This is a genomic window from Microbacterium pasadenense (genome assembly GCF_047246565.1).
In the GTDB taxonomy this organism is placed as follows: Bacteria; Actinomycetota; Actinomycetes; order Actinomycetales; family Microbacteriaceae; genus Microbacterium.
Genome location: NZ_JBFOKN010000002.1, coordinates 864,365 through 888,010, shown reverse-complemented (window position 1 = coordinate 888,010; position 23,646 = coordinate 864,365). Strand labels below are relative to the sequence as shown.

The window sequence follows — 23,646 nt, the reverse complement described above, 5'->3', positions numbered from 1 at the left end:
ACTCAGTCCTTCGTCGCACCCCGCCGGCCGCGCGAGATGGCGATCGCGATGACGATGCCCACACCGAGGAAGAGGACGCCGGCACCGACGGCGTACGGGGTGCCGTTGAAGCCCTCCGTGGAGCCCTCGGCCTCCTGGATGGTGCCCTCCGCGCAATCCTCCGCGGCGGCCTGCGCGCCGGCGTCGCCGACGGAGAACTCGAGCTCGTCCGAGATGGGATGCCCGTCGCTCGAGACCACTCGCCACGCGACGTACACCGCGCCCTCGACCGGGCCGGTGATGGCCTGGGTCACCTGGACGCCGTCCACCACGGGGTCGCCTTCGGCGATCGACACGCAGTCCTGGTCGAACACGGCGATCTCGGTCGACCCGGGCTCGGTCAGCGGGGTGTTGCTGAACGTCAGCGTGATCTGCTCGGGCGTCTCACCCAGGACCGCCTCGTCGGCGGGGTCCGAGCTGACGAGCTCGTCGTGAGCGGCCGCGGGTGCGGCGGGGAGCAGGAGCAGGGCGGCAAGCCCCAGTGCGGCGAGGACGGAACCGGTACGCGAGGACTTCAGTGCAGGCATGCTCCGACGCTAGTACGGGTCGTCGGCTGCTGCCTGGCCCTGTCGTCCCGCGGTGACGCCGACTAACATGTGCGCGGCGGGGCCTTCCCGATCGCACCGGCCGATCTTCGCACCGTCACGCGACGTGCCCGCCGTCGGCTCCGTCGACGCCGATCCGCGCCTCGTCTGTGATCTGCTCCTTGTCCGGAAGGGGTGGTGTACGCGAGGCTACGGGGACGGCTTTTCCCGTGTCGCGCCCGACGACACAGTCGGAACCCAGTGACGAGCCGATCCGTCGTGATGCCGATCGCAGATCGGACAGCGGATCGGTTAGTGTGGAAGAAGGAGGACATCGTGGACGACACTCACCGCTCCGGCGGCGACATCCATCGCGACGCGGAGACGTCGGCTCAGCCGCGACTCGTGGATGCGACGCAGACGTTCGGGCACGATTCCGACCTGTCGTTCGTGCCTTTCGGCAATGAGCTGACGCCCGCCGAGGTCGAGGCGATCAACGCACTCCCCGGTCGCGCCGCCCTCCTCATCGTCCGCTCCGGCCCCACCGCCGGTGCCCGGTACCTGCTCGACACGGATGTGACGACCGTCGGCCGTCACCCCGAGGCCGACATCTTCTTCGACGACGTCACCGTGTCACGCCGGCATGCCGAGATCACGCGCACCGGCGCGGTCTTCGAGCTGATCGACCAGCGTTCGCTCAACGGCACGTACGTCAACGGCGAGCGCGTCGACCGTGCCACGCTCACCGACGGCGCGGAGGTGCGCGTCGGCAAGTTCCGGCTGAACTTCTTCGTGGCGCCTGCCGAGCGGGCGATCGGAGCGTGACACCGGCCGCAGCGCCCCGTGGACGATCATCGTCCTCGGGCTCACTCAGCATCGGCCAGGTCCTGGCGCGGCTGAGCCCGGAGTTCCCCGCGCTCACCGCCAGCAAGCTCCGCTTCCTCGAGGTGCAGGGGATCGTCACGCCGGTGCGCACCGAATCCGGGTACCGGAAGTTCTCGCCGACCGACGTCGATCGACTGCGCACCGCGCTGACGATGCAGCGCGACTACGGCATCCCGCTCGCCCGCATCCGCGAGTACCTCGAGGAGCACGCGGACGCCCAGGCGCCGGCGGCACCGGCCTCGATCGTCCAGACGGCCCGGCGCTACCGCCGTGACGAACTGATCGCCACCGCCGGAGCCAGCACGGGTCTGCTCAACGATGCGGTCAGTGCCGGCCTGATCGCGCCGGCCGATTCCTACGACGAGCGGACGCTGGGCCTCCTCCGCTCCCTCGTGGCGCTCGAGGCGCACGGCATCCAGCCGCGTCACATCCGGAGCGTCCGCCAGACCGCCGAACGCGAGGTCTCCCTCATCGAGAGTGCGATCGCCCCGCTCATGCGCCGATCGGATGCCGGTTCTCGTGCGCGCGCGAACGAGCTCGCCCCCGAGCTCGCCCGGCGCATCGACGAGATCCGCGACGTCTTCGTCCGCGCGGCGCTCGACCGGCTCACGCCCTGACACATCGCCGCGACACGCCGACCGCCTGAGCCGGATGTCGTTGCCGCACGACCTTCCAGCATCTAGCGTGGAAGGACCGAACACCGCTGGAGGTCCCGATGACTGCGCATGACGCGCTCGGAGAACAGAAGTTCACCACGGAACTCCTGTTCACGGACGGGCTCCCGGAGATGGACGACGAGGTCGGCTACCGGGGCGCCGTCGCCGCACGCGCCGCCGGCATCACCTACCGCCAGCTCGACTACTGGGCTCGCACCGAGCTCGTCGAGCCCACCGTTCGCGGTGCGTCGGGATCGGGAACCCAGCGGATGTACGGATTCCGCGACATCCTGGTGCTCAAGCTCGTGAAGCGGCTCCTGGACACGGGCATCTCGCTGCAGCAGATCCGCACCGCCGTCGACCAGCTGCGTGCGGCCGGCATCCGCGACCTCGCCGGTACGACGCTCATGAGCGACGGCGCCTCGGTGTACCTGTGCACCTCGAACGACGAGGTCATCGACCTGGTCAGCCGTGGTCAGGGCGTCTTCGGCATCGCGGTGGGCAAGGTCCTCCGCGAGGTGGAGACGACTCTCGTCGAGTTCGACCCGCAGGCACCGGATCCCGTGGACGAGCTCGCCGCTCGCCGCGCCGTCCGCAGCGCCTGACGGCCACCGCGTCCCGCGCAGACCGGGGTGAGCTCCTCCGGATGAGCTCCGGGCGGTGTGTCAGGCCTGGGCGGCAGCTCCGGCCACCGGGATGCGGCCGGTGCGGACCACGCGGTCCAGCAGCGAGTCGAAGTCCGCGGCGAGCTCCTGGGCGGAGTCGCCGGGCCAGATGTGCAGCGGCTTCGCGGCGCCCTGCGCCTGCTGCAGCGAGGTGCGCTCGGGCAGCTGCGGCGTCAGCACGAGCGGTCCGAACATGTCACGCAGCTCCTTGATCCGGAACTGGTGCTCGATCGACTGCGGGCGGACGCGGTTCACGACGATGCCGAGCGGCTGGAGCCGGGGGGAGAGCCCTCGGCGGATCTCCTCGATGGCCCGCAGCGCGCGGTCGGCGGCGGCGACGGAGAACAGGCCGGGCTCGGTGATGACGATGACGCGGTCGGACGCCGCCCACGCGGTGCGGGTGAGGGCGTTCAGCGACGGCGCGCAGTCGATGAGGACGAGGTCGTAGTCGGCCTCGATGGTCGCGAGCGCCTCCTCGAGCTTCCACACGTCGCGGACGCTCGGGTGGGGGCCGTCGAAGTTGATGGCGGAGGGGCTGCCGATCATGACGTCGATCGTGCCGGGGTGCACTTTCGCCCAGCCGCTCGAGGTGATGGCCTGACGGACCACCTTCTCCTTCGGGTTGGCGAGCACGTCCGCCACGTTGAGACGACCGGCGACCTGGATGTCCATGCCCGTGGACACGTCGGACTGCGGGTCGAGGTCGACGACCAGGGTCCGCACCCCGCGTGCGAACGCCGCCGAGGCGAGGCCGAGGGTGACGGTGGTCTTGCCGACGCCACCCTTGAGCGAGCTGACGGAGAGTACGTGCACGAGGCACTACGTTACCGTCCCCTAGGCTGTGAGGGTACTCAGCCCGATCGCCGGTGAGCCCGAAGCCGTGGCGCCCCTGCACCCCCTTTGAGGTGAGAGCATGTTTCGCAAGATCCTGGTCGCGAACCGCGGAGAGATTGCCATCCGAGCATTCCGAGCGGCGTACGAACTCGGCGCGCGCACGGTCGCGGTCTTCCCTTACGAGGACCGTTACTCCCTGCACCGCCTGAAGGCGGATGAGGCCTACCAGATCGGCGAGGTCGGACACCCCGTCCGCGCGTACCTCGACGTCGACGAGATCATCCGCGTCGCGCTCGAGAGCGGCGCCGACGCGATCTATCCCGGCTACGGCTTCCTGTCCGAGAACCCCGACCTCGCGGCGAAGGCCGCCGAGAACGGCATCGCCTTCATCGGCCCGGCGTCCACGGTGCTCGAAATGGCGGGCAACAAGGTCACCGCCAAGGAGCACGCCGTGGCGGCGGGCGTCCCGGTGCTGCGCTCCACCGAAGCATCCGACGACGTCGACGCACTCGTCGCGCAGGCCGAGGACATCGGCTTCCCGATCTTCGTCAAGGCCGTCGCCGGCGGCGGCGGGCGAGGCATGCGCCGCGTCGAGGTGAAGGAGCAGCTCCCGCCCGCTCTCGCGGAGGCCATGCGTGAAGCGGGCAGCGCGTTCGGCGACGCCCGCGTCTTCCTCGAGCAGGCCGTCCAGCGGCCGCGCCACGTCGAGGTGCAGATCCTCGCCGACAAGGCGGGTCAGACCGTGCACCTCTTCGAGCGCGACTGCTCGGTGCAGCGCCGCCACCAGAAGGTCGTCGAGATCGCGCCGGCCCCGAACCTCTCCGACGAGGTCCGCTCGAGTCTGCACGCCTACGCCGTCGCCTTCGCCAAGTCGATCTCGTACGAGAACGCGGGCACGGTCGAGTTCCTGCTCGAGACCGCCGGTCCCCGTACGGGCGAAGTGGTCTTCATCGAGATGAACCCGCGCATCCAGGTCGAGCACACCGTCACCGAGGAGGTGACGGACGTCGACCTGGTCCAGTCGCAGATGCGCATCGCCGCGGGGGAGAGCCTCGACGACCTCGGTCTGCAGCAGGAGAACATCCACCTGCGCGGCGCGGCACTGCAGTGCCGCATCACGACGGAGGACCCGGCGCAGGGCTTCCGTCCCGACACCGGCAAGATCACGACCTACCGCTCGCCCGGCGGTGCCGGCATCCGTCTCGACGGCGGCACGACCGCCGCCGGCTCGCAGATCAGCCCTCACTTCGACTCGATGCTGTCCAAGCTCACCTGCCGCGGGCGCGACTTCGCGTCGGCGGTGCGCCGTTCGCGTCGCGCCCTGGCGGAGTTCCGCATCCGCGGCGTCTCGACGAACATCCCGTTCCTGCAGCGCGTGCTGGACGACCCGGCGTTCGTCGCGGGCGACCTCAGCACGGCGTTCATCGATGAGCGTCCGGAGCTCGTGAACGGGCGCGAGTCCAAGGACCGCGGCTCCAAGATCGTCTCGTGGCTCGCCGACGTGACGGTCAACCGTCCGCACGGCGACAGCCCCGTGCACACCGACCCGGGGACGAAGCTGCCCGCGATCGACCTCTCGGTCGAGCCGCCCACAGGCTCCCGTCAGAAGCTGCTCGAGCTCGGTCCGAAGGGCTTCGCCGAGGCGCTGCGGGCGCAGCGCAGCCTGGCCGTGACCGAGACGACGTTCCGCGACGCGCACCAGTCGCTGCTCGCGACGCGGGTGCGCACCAAGGATCTCGTCCGGGTCGCGCCCCATGTCGCGCGGCTCACCCCGCAGCTGCTGTCCGTCGAGGCCTGGGGTGGGGCGACGTACGACGTCGCCCTCCGCTTCCTCGGCGAGGACCCGTGGGAACGCCTCGACGCGCTCCGCTCCGCGCTGCCGAACGTCGCGATCCAGATGCTCCTGCGCGGCCGGAACACGGTCGGCTACACGCCGTACCCCACGAAGGTCACCGACGCGTTCGTCGCCGAAGCCGCGGCATCCGGCGTCGACATCTTCCGCATCTTCGACGCGCTGAACGATGTCAGCCAGATGCGTCCGGCGATCGATGCGGTCCTCGCGACCGACGCCGCGGTCGCCGAAGCCGCGATCTGCTACACGGGCAACCTGCTCGACCCGGCGGAGGACCTGTACACCCTCGACTACTACCTGCGGCTCGCCGAGCAGGTCGTGGACGCGGGCGCCCACATCCTCGCGATCAAGGACATGGCGGGTCTGCTGCGTCCCGCGGCGGCCTCGCAGCTCGTGACGGCGCTCCGCGACCGCTTCGACCTGCCGGTGCACGTCCACACCCACGACACAGCGGGCGGTCAGCTCGCGACCCTGCTCGCCGCGAGCGCGGCAGGGGCGGATGCCGTCGATGCGGCCGCTGCGCCGATGTCGGGCACCACGAGCCAGCCGTCGCTGTCGTCGCTCGTCGCGGCGCTCGCGAACACCGACCGCGACACGGGTCTCGACCTGCAGTCCGTCTCCGACCTGGAGCCGTACTGGGAGGCCGTCCGCAACCTCTATGCGCCGTTCGAGTCGGGCCTGCCCGGCCCCACCGGCCGCGTCTACCACCACGAGATCCCGGGCGGGCAGCTGTCGAACCTGCGCCAGCAGGCGATCGCGCTGGGGCTCGCCGAGGACTTCGAGCTCATCGAGGACATGTACGCGGCCGCGAACCGCATCCTCGGCCGTGTGCCCAAGGTGACGCCGTCCTCGAAGGTCGTCGGCGACCTCGCCCTGCACCTGGCTGCCGTGAAGGCGGACCCGGCCGACTTCGAGGCCAACCCCGAGAAGTACGACGTGCCCGACTCGGTCGTCGGGTTCATGGCCGGCGAGCTGGGCGATCTGCCCGGTGGCTGGCCCGAGCCGTTCCGCTCCAAGGTGCTCGCCGGGCGGACCGTGAAGGTCGGGGTGACCGAGATCTCCGATGAGGACTCCGCCGCGCTCGACGCCGATTCGCAGACGCGCCGCACGAAGCTCAACACGCTCCTGTTCGCCGGCCCCACGAAGGCCTTCCACGACGTGCGGGAGACCTACGGCGACCTGAGCGTGCTCGACACGATCGACTACCTGTACGGGCTCGTCCCCGGTCAGGAGCACGTGGTGGAGATCGAGCGGGGCGTGCAGCTGTACGTCGGGCTCGAGGCCATCGGCGAGGTCGACGAGAAGGGCATGCGCACGGTCATGGCGACCCTCAACGGCCAGCTCCGTCCGGTCGCGGTGCGCGACCGGAAGGTCACCGTCGAGGCGCGCCAGGCCGAGAAGGCCGACACCTCCAAGCCCGGCCAGGTGGCCGCTCCGTTCTCGGGCGTCGTGACGCTCAAGGCGGAGGAGGGCGCGAAGGTGCAGGCGGGGCAGCCGGTGGCATCGATCGAGGCGATGAAGATGGAGGCGGCCATCACCGCCCCCGTCGACGGCGTCGTCGAGCGGCTCGTCATCGCCGGCACGGCGCAGGTCGAGGCGGGTGACCTTTTGCTGGTCGTTCGCCCGGCCGAGTAACCTGGTCTGTCGGGCGTCTCCGCCCGGAACCGACCTGGAGTGAACCGTCCGATGCGCGACCGCGACAACGACCTGCCCGACGACGCCGACAACGGCGTGCTGGCCAGCACCGAGAACCTCGCCACCACGGGGATGATCGGCATCGTCGACGGCGCCACCGCGCAGGTCGACGTCACGCTGCCGCCGCTCGCCGACGATGACGACGACGACTACGCGGACGACGACGGCGCCGTCTCGGCGGCGCCCGCCGAGACCATGACGTTCGACGCCGATCCCGCCGCACCGGTGAGCCCAGACGCTCCGCATCCGGCGGCAGCCGACGGCATCGTGGACGCGGAGCTCGTCGTCGATGCGCCGGCCACCGGGGCGACCGCCGCGGCGTACACCCGGCGGCAGATCCACCACACCGCCTCCGTCCACAAGCATTCGCTCGAGCGGGTTCGGGTGGCTCCGGTGGAGCCCGAGCTGCTGCAGTCCCGTCGGCTCGACCAGCTCGGCGTCGATCGCGAGAGCGCCGATCTGCTGACCGCCGACCGGCTGCTCGACCCCGCGCGGGTCGCCGACCCCGAGCCCGAGGGCGGCTGGCAGCGGCTCGTCTACGCCGCGACAGCCCGCCGCGTGAACCTGGGCGACAGCAGGCGCGTCCGTGAGCGCAAAGAGCTCGACGCTCGCATCGGCGCTCCGCTCAGCGGCGGCGCGAAGTTCGTTCCCGTGCTGTCCCGGAAGGGTGGCGTCGGCAAGACGAGCGTCACGACCCTTCTCGGCATGGCGCTGGCGGACGCCCGGGAGGATCGCGTCGTGGCCGTCGACGCGAACCCCGATCGCGGCACGCTCGCCGAGCGCATCGGCCGCACGAGCGGCAAGACGGTCCGCGACCTCGTCCGTCTCCGCGCGGAGGTTACCGGGTACAACGACCTCTCGGCGATCGTCTCGCGGGACGAGACCCGTCTGGACGTCCTGGCATCGGACGCCGATCCGCACCTGTCCGAGGCCTTCAGCGACCGCGACTACCACGACGTCGCCGCCGTCGCCGCCCACTACTACTCGATCGTGCTGACCGACACCGGTACCGGCATCGTGCATTCGGTGATGGATGCCACCCTCGAACTGGCCGACCAGCTCATCGTGGTCGCGGGTCGCAGCATCGACGAGGCCCGTCTGGCGTCGGAGACCCTGACGTGGCTCGAGACGAACGGCTACGCCGCACACGTCCGAGGGGCGATCGTCGTCCTCAACAGCTCGCGCCCCGGCGCGAGCCTCGTCAAGCCGGCCGAGCTCGAGGCGCACTTCCGCAGCCGCGTGCGCGCCGTCGTCTCGATGCCGTACGACGCGCACATCGCGACCGGTGGCGCCGTGACCTTCCGCGAGCTGGACCCGCGCACGCGCCAGGCGGCGCGGGAGCTGGCCGCGACGCTCGTCGAGGGCCTCCGCAACCCGAGCGCGGGGAGCTGACGTGACCGTCCGCACCATCCGCATCTTCGGCGACCCTGTGCTGCGTGCCGCCTGCGAACCGGTCGGCGAGATCGACGACGGCATCCGCGGTCTCGTCCAGGATCTGCTGGACTCCGTCGCCCTGCCCGGCCGGGCCGGCGTCGCGGCGCCGCAGATCGGCGTCGCCGCACGCGCCTTCAGCTACAACGTCGACGGCGACATCGGCTATGTGCTCAATCCGGTCCTCGAGGTGTCGGGCGAACCGGAGCCGACGGGGGAGGGATGCCTGTCGGTTCCCGGCCTCTGGCATGACGCGATGCGACACCCGTGGGCCCGCGTCACCGGGACCGACCTCGACGGCGAGGAGATCGTCATCGAGGGCGAGGGGCTCCTGGCGCAGGCTCTTCAGCACGAGTGCGACCACCTCGACGGCATGCTCTACCTGGAACGGCTGCCGAAGGACGTCCGCCGGCAGGCGATGCGCGAGGTGCGCGAGTCCGACTGGTTCTGACCTCGCCTGACGACGATGGAGGGGGCCCGGAACGCCGGGCCCCCTCCATCGTCACCGGCCGGTCAGTTGCCCAGCGAGATGTTCGTCGTCGAGACCTTCGCCGCGTACAGCTCGTCGATGTCGGCGGCGAAATCCTCGAGGATGACGTTGCGCTTGATGCTCATCTTCGGGGTGAGGTGGCCTGAGGCCTCCGTCCACTCGGTGTCGAGGAGCACGAACTTCCGGATGGACTCCGCGCGGGACACGCCCTTGTTCGCGCGGTCGACCGCCGTCTGAACCTCCGCGAGGACCTTCTCGTTCCGGACCGCCTCCGACATCGGCAGATCGCCCGGCAGGCCGTTGTTGCCGAGCCACGTCGGCAGCATCTCGCGGTCGAGCGTGATCAGCGCCGCGATGAAGGGCTTCTGGTCGCCGACGACCACGACCTGGCCGACGATCGGGTTGGCGCGGATCGGGTCCTCGAGCACGGCGGGGGCCACGTTCTTGCCGCCCGCGGTGACGATGATCTCCTTCTTGCGACCGGTGATCGTGAGATACCCGTCCGCATCGACGGTGCCGATGTCGCCGGTGCGGAACCAGCCGTCGTCGAAGGTGTCCCGGGTGGCATCGGGGTTCTTCCAGTACTCCTTGAAGACGTTGATGCCCTTGACCTCGATCTCGCCGTCCTCGGCGAGGCGGATGCTGACGCCGGGGAGGGCGGGGCCGACGGTGCCGATCTTGGACTTCTCGGTCCGGTTCACCGTTGCCGGCGCGGTCGTCTCGGTGAGGCCGTAGCCCTCGAGGATGTGGACGCCCAGACTGTGGAAGAAGTGGCCGAGCCGGGGACCGAGGGGCGCCGAGCCGGAGACGGCGTACTTGACGTTGCCGCCCATCGCGGTGCGCAGCTTGCTGTAGACGAGCCGGTCGAACAGGGCGAACTTCACCTTCATGCCGAGCGGGATCTTCTCGCCGTCCTGGAGGCGACGCGAGTGCTCGACGGCGGTCGCGGCGGCGGCCCGGAAGATCTTGCCCTTGCCGCCGGCTTCGGCCTTCTGCTCCGCGGAGTTGTAGACCTTCTCGAACACGCGCGGCACGGCCAGCAGGTACGACGGCTTGAACGAGCCGAGGGCGGCGAGCAGCTTCGTCGTGTCGGGCTCATGGCCGGTCTTGACGCCGGCGTGGATGTTCAGCACGGCGATGAACCGGGCGAAGATGTGCGCCAGCGGCAGGAACAGGACGGTGGAGGCGCCGGGCTCCTCGACGACGGAGCTCAGCGCGACGGCCGAGTTGCGCGCCAGCTCGACGAAGTTGCTGTGCGTGAGCACGCACCCCTTCGGGCGTCCGGTCGATCCGGAGGTGTAGATGAGGGTGGCGATGTCGTCGCCGTTCGCGAGCGTGCGGCGCCGCTCGATCTCGGAGTCGGCGACGTCCGCGCCGGCGCCCGACAGGGTGTCGAGGTCTCCCGCGCTCATCGTCCAGACGCTCCGGACCAGGGGCACCTCGTCCCGGATCTCCGCCACGCGCGCGGCGTGCGCCTCGCCCTCCGCGATCACGGCGACGGCGCCGGAGTCGGAGAGGATCCACTGGATCTGCGTCGCCGAGCTCGTCTCGTAGACCGGGACCATGACGGCACCGGCGAAGAAGAGGGCGAAGTCGACGAGGGACCAGTGATATGTCGTCCGAGCGATGAAGGCGACCTTGTCGCCGGGCTCGATCCCGGCGGCGGCGAAGCCCTTCGCCAGGGCGGTCACCTCGCGGGAGAAGTCGGCGGCGGTGACATCGCGCCATCCGCCACCGTCGGGAACGGCGAACAGAGCGAGCGACGGTGTCGCCTTCACACGTGCGACCAGCAGGTCTGACGCGTTCGCCGTCGGGTCGGCGGGTATGACTGCAGGGACGTCGAATTGTACGGCGCTCATGGGCGGCAGCTCCTTCGGTACCGGGTGGCGTCGGGTAGGTGCGACTGAGTCTAGGGCACCGTGACCCTCGATCCCACGGAACCGGCCGCGGACCGCGCCGCACTAGACTCTCGGATGCCGTGCGCGCACGCGCCGGCGGAGAGGGAGTGGCGTGCTCAACGTCGGCATCGACATCGGTGGGACCAAGATCGCCGGAGGCGTCGTGGACGAGGCGGGCACGATCCTCGAGCAGCGTCGGGTTCCCACCCCGGCCGATCCCGCCGCTCTCGCAGAGGCTGTGGCCGTGATGGTCCGTGACCTCACCGCCCTGCACGACGTGCACGCCGTCGGCGTCGCCGCCGCCGGGTTCATCGACGTCACCCGCTCGGTGATCCTCCACGCACCCAACATCGACTGGACGAACGAGCCCCTGCGCGCCGAGCTCGAAGGTCGCATCGGACGGCCCGTCACCCTCGAGAACGATGCGAACGCGGCGGGGTGGGGCGAGTTCCGCTTCGGCGCCGGCCGCGATGTCGACAACATGGTGATGCTCACCCTCGGGACGGGCGTCGGCGGAGCCGTGATCATCGGCGGTGAGCTGGTCCTCGGCGGCAACGGCACGGCGGCCGAACTCGGCCACATCCGCTTCGAGCGCGGCGGTCGCCCCTGCGGCTGCGGCCAGCGGGGATGCCTCGAGCAGTACGCCTCGGGGCGAGCCCTGCAGCGTGAGGCGTCGGAGATCGCGGATGCCGGGGGAATCGGTGCGGGTCTCGCGGCGGCACGCACGGCCGACGGCATCGTCCCGGGCGCCGCGATGGCCGAGCTGATCGCCGCCGGAGACGCCGGCGCGCGGGAAGCCGTCGAACGGGTCGCGACCGCGCTGGGAGAGGCGTGCGGCGGTGTCCAGTCGGTGCTCGACCCCGAGCTGTTCGTCATCGGAGGCGGAGTGGCGGATCTGGGGGAGCACCTGCTCCACCCGGCGAGGACGGCGTTCGCGGCATCCCTGCCGGGCTACGGCCAGCATCCCGTCGCGTCGTTCTCGATCGCCACGCTCGGCAACGACGCGGGCCTCATCGGCGTCGCCGACCTCGCCGGAGGACGCGTCTGAGATGGTCTACTGGATCCTCAAGTACCTCGTCATCGGGCCGGTCGCCAAGGCGATCTTCCGACCGTGGGTCGTGGGACGGCGCAACATCCCGGCATCCGGCGCCGCGATCATCGCGAGCAACCATCTCTCCGTCAGCGACTCGATCTTCTTCCCACTGATGATCGACCGACCGATGTCGTTCCTCGCCAAGAGCGACTACTTCACCGGCAGGGGCCTGAAGGGCTGGGCGACCCGGCTGTTCATGAAGGGCACCGGTCAGATAGCGATCGACCGCACCGGTGGCAAGGCCTCGGAGGCGTCCCTCAACACCGGCCTGCAGGTGCTCGGCCGCGGTGACCTGCTCGGGATCTACCCCGAGGGCACGCGCAGTCCCGATGGGAAGCTCTATCGCGGCCGCACCGGGCTGGCGCGCATGGCGCTGGAGGCCCGCGTTCCCGTCATCCCGGTGGTCATGGTGGGGACGGACGAGGTCATGCCCATCGGCCGCGCGATCCCGCGGGTCGGCCGGGTCGGGATCATCATCGGCGAGCCGCTCGATTTCAGCCGGTTCCAGGGCATGGAGTCCGACCGCTTCGTGCTGCGGTCGGTCACGGACGAGATCATGGTCGCGCTCCAGCGCATGGGCGAGCAGGAGTACGAGGACGTGTACGCCTCGACGGTGAAGAACCGCGCCGCGGCCACCGCCTCGTGAGCGTCACAGGACGCGGGCGCGCGTCCCGGCCCCGGTAGAATACGGGGATGCCCACCTCTCTCGACCACTGGCGCTCGCTCCCGATCAAGCAGCAGCCCATGTGGCCCGACTCGGACGCCGTCGCCGCGGTGTCGGCCGAGATCGCCAGCCTCCCTCCGCTCGTCTTCGCCGGCGAGGTCGACAACCTCCGCGACCGGCTGGCCCGCGCGGCATCCGGTCAGGCGTTCCTGCTCCAGGGCGGCGACTGCGCAGAGACCTTCGCCGGTGCCACCGCCGAGCAGATCCGCAACCGCATCAAGACGGTGCTGCAGATGGCCGTCGTCCTCACTTACGGTGCGTCGATGCCGGTCGTCAAGATGGGGCGCATGGCGGGGCAGTTCGCCAAGCCGCGCTCCAGCGACACCGAGACCCGCGGCGACATCACGCTGCCGGCCTACCGTGGCGACATCGTCAACGGCTACGACTTCACCGAGGCCTCCCGGACCGCGGACCCGCAGCGACTGCTGAAGGGGTACCACACAGCGGCATCGACGCTGAACCTGATCCGAGCGTTCACCCAGGGCGGCTTCGCCGACCTCCGCGAGGTGCACAGCTGGAACCAGGGCTTCGCGAAGAACCCCGCCAACGAGCGGTACCGCCTGCTCGCGTCGGACATCGACCGCGCCATCAAGTTCATGGAGGCGGCGGGCGCCGACTTCGACTCGCTGCGGGGCGTCGAGTTCTACACCGGCCACGAGGGTCTGCTCATGGACTACGAGCACCCCATGACGCGGATCGACTCGCGGACGCTCACGCCGTACAACACGGCCGCCCACTTCCTGTGGATCGGAGAGCGCACGCGCGACCTGGACGGCGCGCACGTCGACTACTTCTCGAAGATCCGGAACCCCATCGGCGTGAAGCTCGGACCCACGACGACGCCGGAGACCGCGCTCGCGCTCATCGACAAGCTCGACCCGGCTCGCGAGCCCGGTCGACTGACGTTCATCACGCGCATGGGGGCCGGCAAGATCCGCGACGCGCTGCCGCCGCTGCTGGAGGCGGTCCGTGACTCCGGCGCCACGCCGCTGTGGGTGACCGATCCCATGCACGGCAACGGGATCACGACCCCCACCGGGTACAAGACGCGTCGGTTCGACGACGTCGTCGACGAGGTCCGCGGCTTCTTCGAGGCGCACCGCTCGGTCGGCACCTTCCCCGGCGGCATCCACGTCGAGCTCACCGGCGACGACGTCACCGAGTGCCTCGGCGGCTCGGAGATGATCGACGAGGCGACCCTCGCCACCCGCTACGAGAGCCTGTGCGACCCGCGCCTGAACCACATGCAGTCGCTCGAGCTCGCCTTCCTCGTGGCCGAGGAGCTCGGCAAGCGCTGATCGGCTGATCCGCTGACGCGGGTGTCCCGGGGAGATCCCGAGCCACCCGCGTTCGCACGCGGCGGCCGGGCGCGGCCCGTGCCGGGGTCAGCCGAAGGGCTGGAAGACGGGCGTCAGGTGCACCGTCGTGCCCGGGCGCTCCATCGCTCCCGGCTCGGGGCTCATCGCGCTCACGCGGTAGACGTCCCAGTAGCGTCCGCCGAGAGGGAGCTCGGCGTCGTCGATGTTGGGGTTCACCTTGAATCCCGCCGACTGCAGCGCGTCGACCGCGTCCCGGATGCTCTGGCCCACGACGTTCGGGACCTCGATCGGCCGCGGGCCGTCGGAGACGACGATCGTCACGGTCTCGCCGCGCTGCCAGGAGCCGCCGCCCTCGCGCTCGGTCATGCGGATGACCAGGTCGTCGGCGACCTCGCTGCTGTACTCGCGCGTCTGGTCCACCTCGACGCCCGCGTCGCGGAGCATCCGCACCGCGTCATCGCCGGTTTCTCCGACGACGTCCGGCAGCGGGCCGAGCGACACCCGCAGCTCGGCCGAGGAGCCCTCGAGGACCCGGCATCCCTCGGTGCACTCGACGGGCTCGTCGCGTCCCGGCTGCGTCACGTACACGCGGACCACGCGGTCCGGATCGAGCGACGTGAAGTAGAGGTTGGTCTCGGCGACCTCGATGTTGTTCTCGGCGAGCACCGTCTCGGCATCGGTGACATCCAGATCGCGCAGAGTCGGGAGCTCGGCTGTCGCCGGTCCCGCCGAGATCGACACCGTGACGGTGGCGTCGCGATCGAGCCGGTCGCCGGCCTCGGGGGTGGACCCGAGCGCCTCACCGGCGGGGACGTCCAAGCTGTTCACGGACTCCTCGACGGCGACGAGCGACCGCTCTTCGAGGATGTCGGCGGCATCCTCGAAGCTCATGCCGGTGACGTCGGGGACCTGCACGAGCGAGCCCGGGCCCGAGCCGAACCACCAGCCGAGCCCACCCGCGGCAGCGGAGAGGAAGAGGACGATCGCGAGCAGCCAGCCGCCCTTGACGGCGTTGCGGTGCGAGCGCTGCCGCAGTCGCGTGGCGTTGTCGACCTCCGTGGTGACGCTCGGGGCGGTGAAGGTGCCCGGCATGACCCGCGTCAGCTCGTCGGAATCCAGCGAGTCGTCCACCACGACGGCGGCGCCGGCGGGCGTGGAACGGACGACCTGCGGGAAGATCCCGAGCTCCCGTTCGATCTCGCGGAAACGGTCGAGCATCTCACGGGCGTCCGTGGGGCGATCGTCCGGGTCGCGCTCCGTCGCCCACAGCACGAGTTCGTCGAGCTGCTCGGGCACGCCGGGGTTCTTCACACTGGGGCGGGGGACCGAGTGCGTGGCGTGCTGGTACGCGATCTGCATGGGCTGCTCGCCCTTGTACGGCTGCTCGCCCGCGAGCATCTCGTACAGCATGATGCCGAGGGCGTAGATGTCGCTGCGCGCGTCGGCGGTCCCCCGGGTCACGAGCTCGGGAGCGAGGTAGGCGATCGTCCCGAGCAGCATCTGGCCGGTCGCGGTGTTCGCACTCGTCGCCCGGGCGAGCCCGAAGTCGCCGATCTTGATCCGGCCGTCCTCGGCGAGGAGGACGTTCTCGGGCTTGACGTCCCGGTGCACGATGCCGGCGCGGTGCGCGGCCGCCAGGCCGGCCAGGACGGCGTCCATGATCGTGATGGTCTGCGGCAGCGTGAGTCGGCGCTGCTCGCGGACCAGTTCGCGCAGCGTGATGCCGGGCAGGTACTCCATCACCAGGTACGCCATCTCGCCGTCCTGGCCCTGATCGAACACGTTCACGACGTGCGGATCGGCGAGGCGCGCGGCGGACCTGGCCTCCTGGATGAAGCGGTTCTGGAAGACGGTGTCGTCGGAGAGGTGGCCGTGCATGACCTTGAGCGCGACCCGGCGCTCGAGGCGCAGATCCGTGGCGACGTAGACGGTCGCCATTCCTCCGCGGGCGATGCGAGCGCGCACCCGGTACCGGCTGTCGACCAGACGGCCGATCAGCGGGTCGGTCTGCTGACTCGTACTCACGGTCCGAGTCTACGGAGCGGATGCCGCGAGCCCGGTGAGCGGCTCACCCCGGGGCGCACCCGAAAACGATCACCCGTAGACGTCGATCCAGCGGTGCGCCTGCTTCTCCCAGATGCCGTACCGCTCGGGGTAGGCCGAGATCTGCACGGCCTGCGCCGCGTCGGCGAGATCCATCTTCTGCCATCCGGGGACGTCCAGCAGGCCGCGGGTCTCCTGACCGTTGGGGTCCTGCGGCCCGCCGAAGAAGGCCGCGGCGGCGCGGCGCCGATCGCGCACCTGGTCCTCGGTGCCCCATCCGGCGCTCGGGCGCTGCTGGAACAGGCCCAGCGAATCGCGGTCGCCCCAGTCGAGGTTCCGGATCCAGGACTCCACCATCGCGGTCGACAGGGCGACCGCGATGCCGTCGCGCGACACGCCGCGGCTGCGTCCGACCTCGATGATCAGCCGCACGTTCGCGATCTGGTCGTCGTCGAGGACGACGTCTGCCGCGTCCGCGGCCGTGCGGGCCACGATCGGTGCCGTGCCGGGGATGGTCAGCTTCTGACCCGGGTAGATGATCGAGCCGCCATCGAGGTCGTTGGCAGCGAGCAGCCGCGAGAGGCTGATGCCGTGGCGATCGGCGATGGCCCACAGGGTCTCGCCCGAACCGACCTCGTGGTGCGCCGTCGCCGTCCGGGGCGACGCGGTGGGCGCTGCGGTGCGACCGGCGGCGCGCTGCACCTTCTGCTGCGTCCCGGGGATGGTCACCTTCTGCCCCGGGCGGATCATGGTCGAACGGCCGAGCGAGTTCGCCTCGGCCAGCGCTGCGACGGTGACGTCGTACCGGCCGGCGATGGCCCACAGCGTGTCGCCGGTGCGCACGGTGTGCACGCCGGCGCCCTGGGAGGTGCCGCCGTCCTTGTCCGGGGAGGCGGCCTTCTTCCGGGTCGCGGCCTTCGCCGGCCCGGCCCCGAGGCGGAGCACGTCGCCGGGGCGGATGACGGACCGCCACGAGAGGTCGTTCCAGGCCAGGACGTCGGCGGTGCGCAGACCGTGGCGGGCGGCGACCGCGCTGACCGTGTCCCCGTGCGCGACGGTGTGCGTCCGGACCGAAGAGGACGCCGCCGGCACGCCGACCACATCGACGTGGGTCGCCGTCGGACGATCGGCGAGGGGCCGCGGTGCGGCCGGGGCGCTCTCGGCGGCGGCCGCGGGGGAGGGGGCGCCCGTGAGAGTGGACAGCGACAGCGCGATGGAGCCGATGACCGCCGGGGCGGTCACGTGCATCGCGGTCGGGCGGAGAGCGTCGTGTCGGCGCAAGTGAGTTCCTTCGTTTTTCGGCCCCAGGTGTACGCGACCCCAGTCGTCACAGCCCCCGCACACGCTGGCACGGCTTGTGACTCACGTCAACAGATGTGACCGATGTGAAAGATGTGAATGTTGTCATGTGCGCCGCCGACATCGCCGCAGGAGTCGGACGACGACGGTGCGGCCGGATGGAATAGTGGTCGTGTGACCACCGACACGCCCACCCCCACCGACTGGCTGACCCTGCCCGATCTCGTCGAACTGACGGGAGAGTCGCTCGGCCGTGTGCGACGGATGCTCGACGAGCACCAGCTCGTCGCGACCCGCCGTCACGGCGCTCCGACCGTGCCGTCCCTCTTCCTCGTCGACGGCGCGCCGTTGTCGTCCCTGCGGGGAACGATCATCGTGCTGCAGGATGCCGGATTCTCCGACGACGAGGTCATCGACTGGCTGCTCGCGCCCGACGAGTCCATCGGCCTCGCGCCGATCGAGGCGCTCCGCGCCGGTCGCAAGAGCGAAGTGCGACGGGTCGCGCAGACGCTCGCGTAGGTCCGGCGGCGCCCGCCCGGCTCAGGACGAACGCACCGTCGCCGCGCGAGCGAGGTCGCGCAGCTCTCCGACGGCCCCGTTCCCGAGATCCGCTCCGCGCAGCGCACGATCGGCTTCGTCCGCCCACGCGGCGATGTGATCCTCCACGCGGGCGAGGGCGCCCGTGTCGACCATCGTCTGCTGCAGGAAGCCGACCTGCTCCGGCGTCAGGTCCGGCTCGCCGATCAGCTCGTCGAACACGCGCTTCGTGCCGCGGCCCAGCTCGGCGCGGGTGTAGGCCACGAGCAGGGTTCGCTTGCCCTCGCGCAGGTCATCGCCGACGGGCTTTCCGGTGACGGCGCTGTCTCCGAAGACGCCGAGGACGTCGTCCCGCAGCTGGAAGGCCAGGCCGATCGGGTGACCGAAGCGACTCAGCGAGTCGTACTGATGGGATGCGGCGCCGGCGAGTGTCGCGCCGAGGAGGAGCGGATGCTGGACGCTGTAGCGCGCCGACTTCAGCGAGGCGATGCGAAGCGCGCGCTCGGCATGCTCGGAACCGGGCGCCGCGACGTGTGCGGATTCCTCCGCCACATCGAGGAACTGCCCGATCGTCACCTCGCGCCGCATCCGCGCGTACTCGACGCGGGCCGCCGCCGCGCGCTCGGAGTCCGCCCCCGACGCGAGACCCTCCTCGAACAGGTCGTCGCTCCACGCGACCAGGAGGTCGCCCAGCAGGACCGCGGCCGATCTCCCGAAGGATGCCGCGTCGCCGGCCCAGGCGGCGTGCCGATGGCGTGCCTCCCAGGCGCGGTGCGCCGCCGGTCGGCCCCGACGGGTGTCGGAGCTGTCGATGATGTCGTCGTGGACGAGCGCCGCCGCGTGGAACACCTCGAGGGCGGCCGCGGCGGAGACGACGGAGTCGGGGGGAGTCGTGTCGGGACTCCCGTTCGCGGTGACCACGGCGCGCCATCCTGCGACGCAGAATCGCGCGCGGAAGCGCTTGCCTCCGGTCGCGGCCTCCGCCCCGGATTCGACGAACGCGCGGGCTTCGGAGCCGAGCTCGGCGACGATGTCGCGCTGTGCCCTCAGGAACCTCTCGACTCGCTGGGAAACGGCCGCGATCGGCGAATCGGGAGGGGACACAGGCCTAGCCTAGTGATCACGCGCACGCGTAGACTCGATGGACCGGACTTGAGGGGGATGCATGCCACTGTCAGAGCAGGAGCAGCGTCTGCTGGACGAGATGGAACGCCATCTCATGCGCAACGACACGGACGTCGTGAGCGCTGATCGCGGCGCCAACACGCTGAGTTATCGGAACATCGTCTACGGCTCGGTCATCGTGCTCCTCGGCATCGCCGGCCTGGTCGTGGGTGTCGCCTCGTCGCTCATCATCGTGGGGGTCATCGCCTTCGTCGTGATGGTCGGCGGCGTGGTCCTCGCCTTCACCCCGACCCGAGGTGTCGCGTCCGCCCGGGCGGAGTCCGTCGGCACCCGCAAGCCCACCGAAGCACGCGCCTCCGGCTCCTTCATGGACCGGATGAACGACCGGTGGGACCGACGGAACGACGGCCGCTGACACCGCCCCTCCACCACCCTCCACTTCGAGAAGCACCGACCTCCGGGTCGGTGCTTTTTTTCGTGTGCGGCGGCGTTCCGAGGCGCTGTCGTCGTGGCGCCGTTCCCGCGAGCGCAGCGGATCGGCGCGCGGGAGGGTGCCGCGCCCAGAAAGTAGTCGCCAAGTGGAGGGAAGTGGAGTAAAGTGGCGTGCACCTGGAGTGGTCCGGATTAAGGGGGTGGCCCGATCATGCTGTTGGGCACGCACACCCCCAAGCTCGACGACAAGGGCCGCGTCATCCTCCCGGCGAAGTTCCGGGACGATCTCGGGCCGGGCGTCGTGGTCACCCGGGGCCAGGAGCGGTGCCTCTACGTCTTCAGCTCGGTCGAGTTCGAGCGCGTCTACGAGCGCATCCGCGAAGCGCCCCTGACGAACAAGCAGGCCCGCGACTTCCAGCGCATGTTCCTCTCCGGGGCGAGCGCGGAGAAGCCCGACTCCCAGAACCGCATCACGATCCCCCCGCACCTGCGGACCTACGCGAACCTCGAGCGCGAGCTCATCGTCACCGGTGTCGGAGCGCACGCGGAGATCTGGAACGCCGACGCCTGGAACTCCTACGCCGACAGCAACGAAGACACGTATTCCGACATGGAGCAGGAGGTGATCCCCGGACTCTTCTGACCCTCGGCTGTGACTCCCAGCCGCACGCCCTGACGCACTTCCCCGGCGCCAGGTCGGAGCGGATGGGGATCAGAGCCGAGGGGACCGGTCCTCTCGACATCATGGCCCTCGACGACATCCACACCCCCGTTCTGCTCGACCGCTGCGTCGAGCTGCTCGCCCCCGCGCTCGACCGCGAGGGCGCCGTCTTCGTCGATGCGACCGAAGGCATGGGCGGACACTCCGAAGCTATACTCGAGCGCTTCCCGCAGGCATCCCTCATCGGCCTCGACCGCGACACCGACGCCCTCCGCATCGCGGGGGAGCGGCTCGCCCGGTTCGGCGATCGCGTCTCCCTCGTGCACACCGTCTACGACGGCATCGCCGAGGCGGTGCGATCCGTGGGCCGTCGACGCGTCGACGGCATCCTGTTCGACCTCGGCGTCTCGTCGCTGCAGCTCGATGAAGCGGACCGCGGCTTCGCGTACTCCCAGGACGCTCCGCTCGACATGCGCATGGACCAGACCGCGCCCACGACGGCCGCCGACATCGTCGCGACCTACGGCGAGGGCGATCTGCGCCGCATCTTCGAGCGCTACGGCGAGGAGAAGCTCGCGGGGCGCTATGCCCGCGCCATCATCGCCGCGCGGCAGCAGGCCCCCATCGAACGGTCGTCCCAGCTCGTCGAGGTGCTGATCGGGGCGACCCCGGTGGCCGTCCAGCGCGAGCGCGCCGGCCACCCCGCGAAGCGCGTCTTCCAGGCACTCCGCATCGAGGTCAACGGCGAGCTCGCCGTCCTCGAGCGGGCTCTTCCCGCAGCTCTCGATCTGCTGCCGGTGGGCGGCCGGATCGTCGTCATGTCGTATCAGTCGCTCGAGGACCGGCTGGTCAAGCGTGTGTTCGCGGACGCCGCGGCGTCGACGGCGCCGGCCGGACTGCCGATCGAGCCGCCCGAGCACGCACCGAAGTTCAAGCTCCTGGTGCGGGGTGCCGAACTGGCATCCGACGAGGAGAAGCTCCGCAACCCGCGCGCCACCCCGGTGCGCCTGCGTGCGGCCGAACGTGTGAGGGAGGCAGCATGAGCGCTCCGGCTCTGATCCCGGTTCCCGAGGTCCGCCCCGCCGACGGCGTCGGCCACCGGCTCCGCCCCCTGGCCGACGCCCGCCCGCGTCGGCGCCCGCGCCTCGTCTTCGGGATCGTCGCCGTCGCCGGTGCCGTCGCCATCGGCGCGATCCAGATGGGACTGTCCATCGCGACGACGCAGGATGCCTTCCAGGTGCGTGCCCTCACCGCAGATCAGCGCGCCGTCAACTGGGAGAAGCAGATCCTCCAGGATGAGATCGCCGGACTCAGCTCACCGCAGTTCCTCGCCGCGAATGCGGCGGCTCTGGGGCTCGTCGCCGGCGGGGAGCCGAACTACCTCCGGCTCAGCGACGGCACCACCCTGGGCGCCGGGCAGGGCGCCTCCGACGCGTCCAGCATCGAAGCGCTGTCCCGTGCCGCGGTCTCGAACGCCCTCGTGAGCGACGTCCCCCTCGTCACGGACCCCGAGGCGAGCATGAACGCCGGCGTCGCCGTGGACGAGGCGCTCCTGGCCAATACACCGACACCCCCGCCGATCACCGACGGACTTCCGACCCCGACCACACACTGAGAAGCATGACGACTCGAGCCACCCGAAGCCCGCGCCGTCGAACGGTCGTCGCCCTCGCCGTCGTCCTCGTCGTCCTGATCGCGTTCGTGATCCGCCTCATCGACATCCAGATCGTCAACGCCGATCAGCACGTGAGCGACGCGCGCGACAAGGGCATGGAGGTCACCTCCAGGCTCGCCGGGACACGCGGGGAGATCGTGGACGCGAACGGCACGCCGCTCGCCTCCAGCATCCTGCTGTATGACGCCAAGCTCGACCCCTTCATCGCGATCCAGGGGATCAACCAGCGGGGCGAGGACGGCGCGGTCGTCCTGGACGAGAACGAGAAGCCGGTCCGTCTGACCTGGCCCGAGCTCGCCGTGCAGATCGCCGACGTCACCGGGCAGGACGTCGCCGACGTCGAGGCGATCGTCACGGATGCGCTGGCCGCGGACCCGCACAGCCGGTTCGCCTACCTCGACCGCTACATCTCCACGGCGGAGTTCCGCGCGCTGGCGGACCTCGAGCTGCCGTTCCTGAGCTTCGAGCCGCACCCGTCCCGCACGTATCCGAACGGCGCCGTCGCGGGCAACCTCCTGGGATTCGTCGGGAGCGACGGGAAGCCGCTCGAAGGCGTCGAGGAGATGCAGAACGACTGCCTGACCGCGACCGACGGCAGCATCCGCTACCAGCGCGGCGCCAACGGCGTGACGATCCCCGGCACCGCGGTCGAAGAGCCGGCGGTCAACGGCGGCACCCTGAAGCTCACGATCGATGCCGACCTGCAGTGGTACCTGCAGCAGCTGATCGCCGAGGAGACCGACCGCTACAAGGCGGACTGGGGCGGGATCATCGTGATGGAGACGGCGACCGGCAAAGTGCGCGCCATGGCTGAGACGCCGACCGTCGACCCCAACGATCCCGGTGCGAGCGAGCCCGAGGACCGCGGATCGCGACTGCTGCGCTACTCGTACGAGCCCGGCTCCACGTTCAAGCCGGTCACCGCGGCCACCGCCATCGAGCAGGCGGGCGTCACCCCCGGCACGGCGGTGGAGGTGCCGGACCGTCAGGTCTTCGACAACGGCGCCGTCGTCAACGATTCCGAGAACCACGCCACCGAGAACCTCACCCTGACGGGCGGCCTCGTCACCTCGTCGAATGTCGCGATGTCGAAGTTCGGCGGCATGGTCGATGCGCAGACCCGGCACGATTATCTCCAGCGGTTCGGGGCCGGCCAGCCGTCCGGACTGAACTGGACGGGCGAGCCGCAGACCACCCTGCACCCCGCCGAGCAGTGGGACAGCCAGTCGAACTACGCGACGACCTTCGGACAGGCGTTCACCGTCACCGCCGTCCAGGTCGCGAACGCCTATCAGGCCTTCGCGAACGGCGGCCTGCGGATGCCGGCATCCCTCATCGAGTCCTGCACCACCGCGGACGGGACCGTCATCGAACCGGATCTCGCCGAGCCCGTGCAGGTCATCGAGAAGGAGACGGCGGAGCAGATCTCGCTCATGCTGGAGAACGTCTTCGCACAGGGCACGATGGCCGACGACGTCGCCATCGAGGGCTACCGCATGGGCGGCAAGACCGGCACGGCGCAGGTCTCGGACGGCCGCGGCGGGTACAAGTCCAACCTGTACTTCACGTCGCTGGTCGGCTACGCCCCCGCCGACGATCCGCAGTATGTTGTTCTGACCGTCTTCGACGAGCCCAAGAAGCAGCGCATGTCGTCGGCCAATCGCTCGGTGTTCAAGAAGGCGATGACCCAGGTGCTCACGCACTACCGCGTCATGCCGTCGGGCTCGGAGACCCCCCTCCTGCCCGTGAACGGTTGAACCGGGCGCACG

General features: G+C 70.4%; 21 protein-coding genes. 15 read left to right on the top strand and 6 right to left on the bottom strand.

Annotated elements, in window-relative coordinates:
- Positions 1 to 2: 2 nt before the first annotated feature.
- Positions 3 to 566: a copper resistance CopC family protein gene (locus tag AB3M83_RS10430; RefSeq protein WP_412947768.1), complete on the bottom strand. Its 564-nt coding sequence runs from the start codon at positions 564 to 566 to the stop codon at positions 3 to 5.
- 333 nt (positions 567 to 899) lie between these two features.
- Here AB3M83_RS10430 and AB3M83_RS10425 point away from each other — a divergent pair, with 333 nt between their 5' ends.
- The 3 genes from AB3M83_RS10425 (at position 900) to AB3M83_RS10415 (ending at position 2,709) form a co-directional block, all read left to right on the top strand.
- Positions 900 to 1,388 (top strand): FHA domain-containing protein, encoded by a 489-nt coding sequence (locus tag AB3M83_RS10425; protein ID WP_412947767.1) that lies wholly within the window; start codon positions 900 to 902, stop codon positions 1,386 to 1,388.
- A complete protein-coding gene (gene ftsR, locus AB3M83_RS10420) occupies positions 1,385 to 2,065 on the top strand; it encodes a transcriptional regulator FtsR (protein WP_412947766.1) in 681 nt (226 codons plus the stop codon). Before AB3M83_RS10425 ends, ftsR begins: the two co-directional genes overlap by 4 nt.
- Positions 2,066 to 2,163: 98 nt before the next feature.
- Positions 2,164 to 2,709, top strand: a complete 546-nt coding sequence (locus AB3M83_RS10415; protein ID WP_412947764.1) for a MerR family transcriptional regulator — start codon at positions 2,164 to 2,166, stop codon at positions 2,707 to 2,709.
- A 60-nt stretch (positions 2,710 to 2,769) separates the two neighbouring features.
- Here the strand turns inward: AB3M83_RS10415 and AB3M83_RS10410 are convergent, their stop codons facing one another.
- Entirely contained in the window at positions 2,770 to 3,582 is an 813-nt protein-coding gene (locus tag AB3M83_RS10410) for a ParA family protein (protein ID WP_412947762.1), read from the bottom strand.
- Positions 3,583 to 3,682: 100 nt separating this feature from the next.
- Between AB3M83_RS10410 and AB3M83_RS10405 the strand changes: the two genes are divergently transcribed.
- From AB3M83_RS10405 to AB3M83_RS10395, 3 genes are read left to right on the top strand one after another with little or no spacing between them, the layout of a single operon-like run.
- Positions 3,683 to 7,090 carry a pyruvate carboxylase gene (locus AB3M83_RS10405; RefSeq protein WP_412947761.1) on the top strand — a complete coding sequence of 1,136 codons (3,408 nt, stop codon included), beginning with the start codon at positions 3,683 to 3,685 and terminating at the stop codon, positions 7,088 to 7,090.
- Positions 7,091 to 7,141: 51 nt separating this feature from the next.
- Positions 7,142 to 8,542: a MinD/ParA family ATP-binding protein gene (locus AB3M83_RS10400; RefSeq protein ID WP_412947760.1), complete on the top strand. Its 1,401-nt coding sequence runs from the start codon at positions 7,142 to 7,144 to the stop codon at positions 8,540 to 8,542.
- A gap of 1 nt (position 8,543) precedes the next feature.
- Positions 8,544 to 9,032: a peptide deformylase gene (locus tag AB3M83_RS10395; RefSeq protein WP_412947759.1), complete on the top strand. Its 489-nt coding sequence runs from the start codon at positions 8,544 to 8,546 to the stop codon at positions 9,030 to 9,032.
- Positions 9,033 to 9,094: 62 nt separating this feature from the next.
- Here AB3M83_RS10395 and AB3M83_RS10390 read toward each other — a convergent pair whose 3' ends face one another.
- Positions 9,095 to 10,930: an AMP-dependent synthetase/ligase gene (locus tag AB3M83_RS10390; RefSeq protein WP_412947757.1), complete on the bottom strand. Its 1,836-nt coding sequence runs from the start codon at positions 10,928 to 10,930 to the stop codon at positions 9,095 to 9,097.
- A 151-nt stretch (positions 10,931 to 11,081) separates the two neighbouring features.
- On the opposite strand from AB3M83_RS10390, the gene AB3M83_RS10385 reads away from it, so the two are divergent.
- The 3 genes from AB3M83_RS10385 to AB3M83_RS10375 are packed head-to-tail and all read left to right on the top strand — an operon-like array spanning position 11,082 to position 14,084.
- Positions 11,082 to 12,017, top strand: a complete 936-nt coding sequence (locus AB3M83_RS10385) for an ROK family protein (protein WP_412947756.1) — start codon at positions 11,082 to 11,084, stop codon at positions 12,015 to 12,017.
- Between the two features lies 1 nt (position 12,018).
- Entirely contained in the window at positions 12,019 to 12,708 is a 690-nt protein-coding gene (locus tag AB3M83_RS10380) for a lysophospholipid acyltransferase family protein (protein WP_412947754.1), read from the top strand.
- A gap of 47 nt (positions 12,709 to 12,755) precedes the next feature.
- Positions 12,756 to 14,084, top strand: a complete 1,329-nt coding sequence (locus tag AB3M83_RS10375; protein ID WP_412947753.1) for a class II 3-deoxy-7-phosphoheptulonate synthase — start codon at positions 12,756 to 12,758, stop codon at positions 14,082 to 14,084.
- A gap of 87 nt (positions 14,085 to 14,171) precedes the next feature.
- Here the strand turns inward: AB3M83_RS10375 and pknB are convergent, their stop codons facing one another.
- Together pknB and AB3M83_RS10365 are read right to left on the bottom strand one after the other, a co-directional pair.
- Complete coding sequence (gene pknB, locus AB3M83_RS10370) at positions 14,172 to 16,130, bottom strand: Stk1 family PASTA domain-containing Ser/Thr kinase (RefSeq protein WP_412947752.1); 1,959 nt, start codon at positions 16,128 to 16,130, stop codon at positions 14,172 to 14,174.
- Between the two features lie 69 nt (positions 16,131 to 16,199).
- Entirely contained in the window at positions 16,200 to 17,429 is a 1,230-nt protein-coding gene (locus tag AB3M83_RS10365; protein ID WP_412947750.1) for a LysM peptidoglycan-binding domain-containing protein, read from the bottom strand.
- Positions 17,430 to 17,621: 192 nt separating this feature from the next.
- Here AB3M83_RS10365 and AB3M83_RS10360 point away from each other — a divergent pair, with 192 nt between their 5' ends.
- Complete coding sequence (locus AB3M83_RS10360) at positions 17,622 to 17,966, top strand: Rv2175c family DNA-binding protein (RefSeq protein WP_412947748.1); 345 nt, start codon at positions 17,622 to 17,624, stop codon at positions 17,964 to 17,966.
- A gap of 21 nt (positions 17,967 to 17,987) precedes the next feature.
- Here AB3M83_RS10360 and AB3M83_RS10355 read toward each other — a convergent pair whose 3' ends face one another.
- Positions 17,988 to 19,088: a polyprenyl synthetase family protein gene (locus tag AB3M83_RS10355; RefSeq protein WP_412947747.1), complete on the bottom strand. Its 1,101-nt coding sequence runs from the start codon at positions 19,086 to 19,088 to the stop codon at positions 17,988 to 17,990.
- Between the two features lie 61 nt (positions 19,089 to 19,149).
- On the opposite strand from AB3M83_RS10355, the gene AB3M83_RS10350 reads away from it, so the two are divergent.
- From AB3M83_RS10350 to AB3M83_RS10330, 5 genes are all read left to right on the top strand, one after another.
- Positions 19,150 to 19,524, top strand: coding sequence for an SCO2097 family morphological protein (locus AB3M83_RS10350; protein WP_412947745.1), 375 nt, complete (start codon positions 19,150 to 19,152; stop codon positions 19,522 to 19,524).
- A gap of 228 nt (positions 19,525 to 19,752) precedes the next feature.
- Positions 19,753 to 20,184 carry a division/cell wall cluster transcriptional repressor MraZ gene (gene mraZ / locus AB3M83_RS10345; protein WP_412947743.1) on the top strand — a complete coding sequence of 144 codons (432 nt, stop codon included), beginning with the start codon at positions 19,753 to 19,755 and terminating at the stop codon, positions 20,182 to 20,184.
- A 101-nt stretch (positions 20,185 to 20,285) separates the two neighbouring features.
- Positions 20,286 to 21,245, top strand: a complete 960-nt coding sequence (rsmH, locus tag AB3M83_RS10340) for a 16S rRNA (cytosine(1402)-N(4))-methyltransferase RsmH (RefSeq protein ID WP_412947742.1) — start codon at positions 20,286 to 20,288, stop codon at positions 21,243 to 21,245.
- Entirely contained in the window at positions 21,242 to 21,817 is a 576-nt protein-coding gene (ftsL, locus tag AB3M83_RS10335; RefSeq protein ID WP_412947741.1) for a cell division protein FtsL, read from the top strand. Before rsmH ends, ftsL begins: the two co-directional genes overlap by 4 nt.
- A 5-nt stretch (positions 21,818 to 21,822) precedes the next feature.
- Entirely contained in the window at positions 21,823 to 23,634 is a 1,812-nt protein-coding gene (locus AB3M83_RS10330; RefSeq protein ID WP_412947739.1) for a peptidoglycan D,D-transpeptidase FtsI family protein, read from the top strand.
- Positions 23,635 to 23,646: the final 12 nt, after the last annotated feature.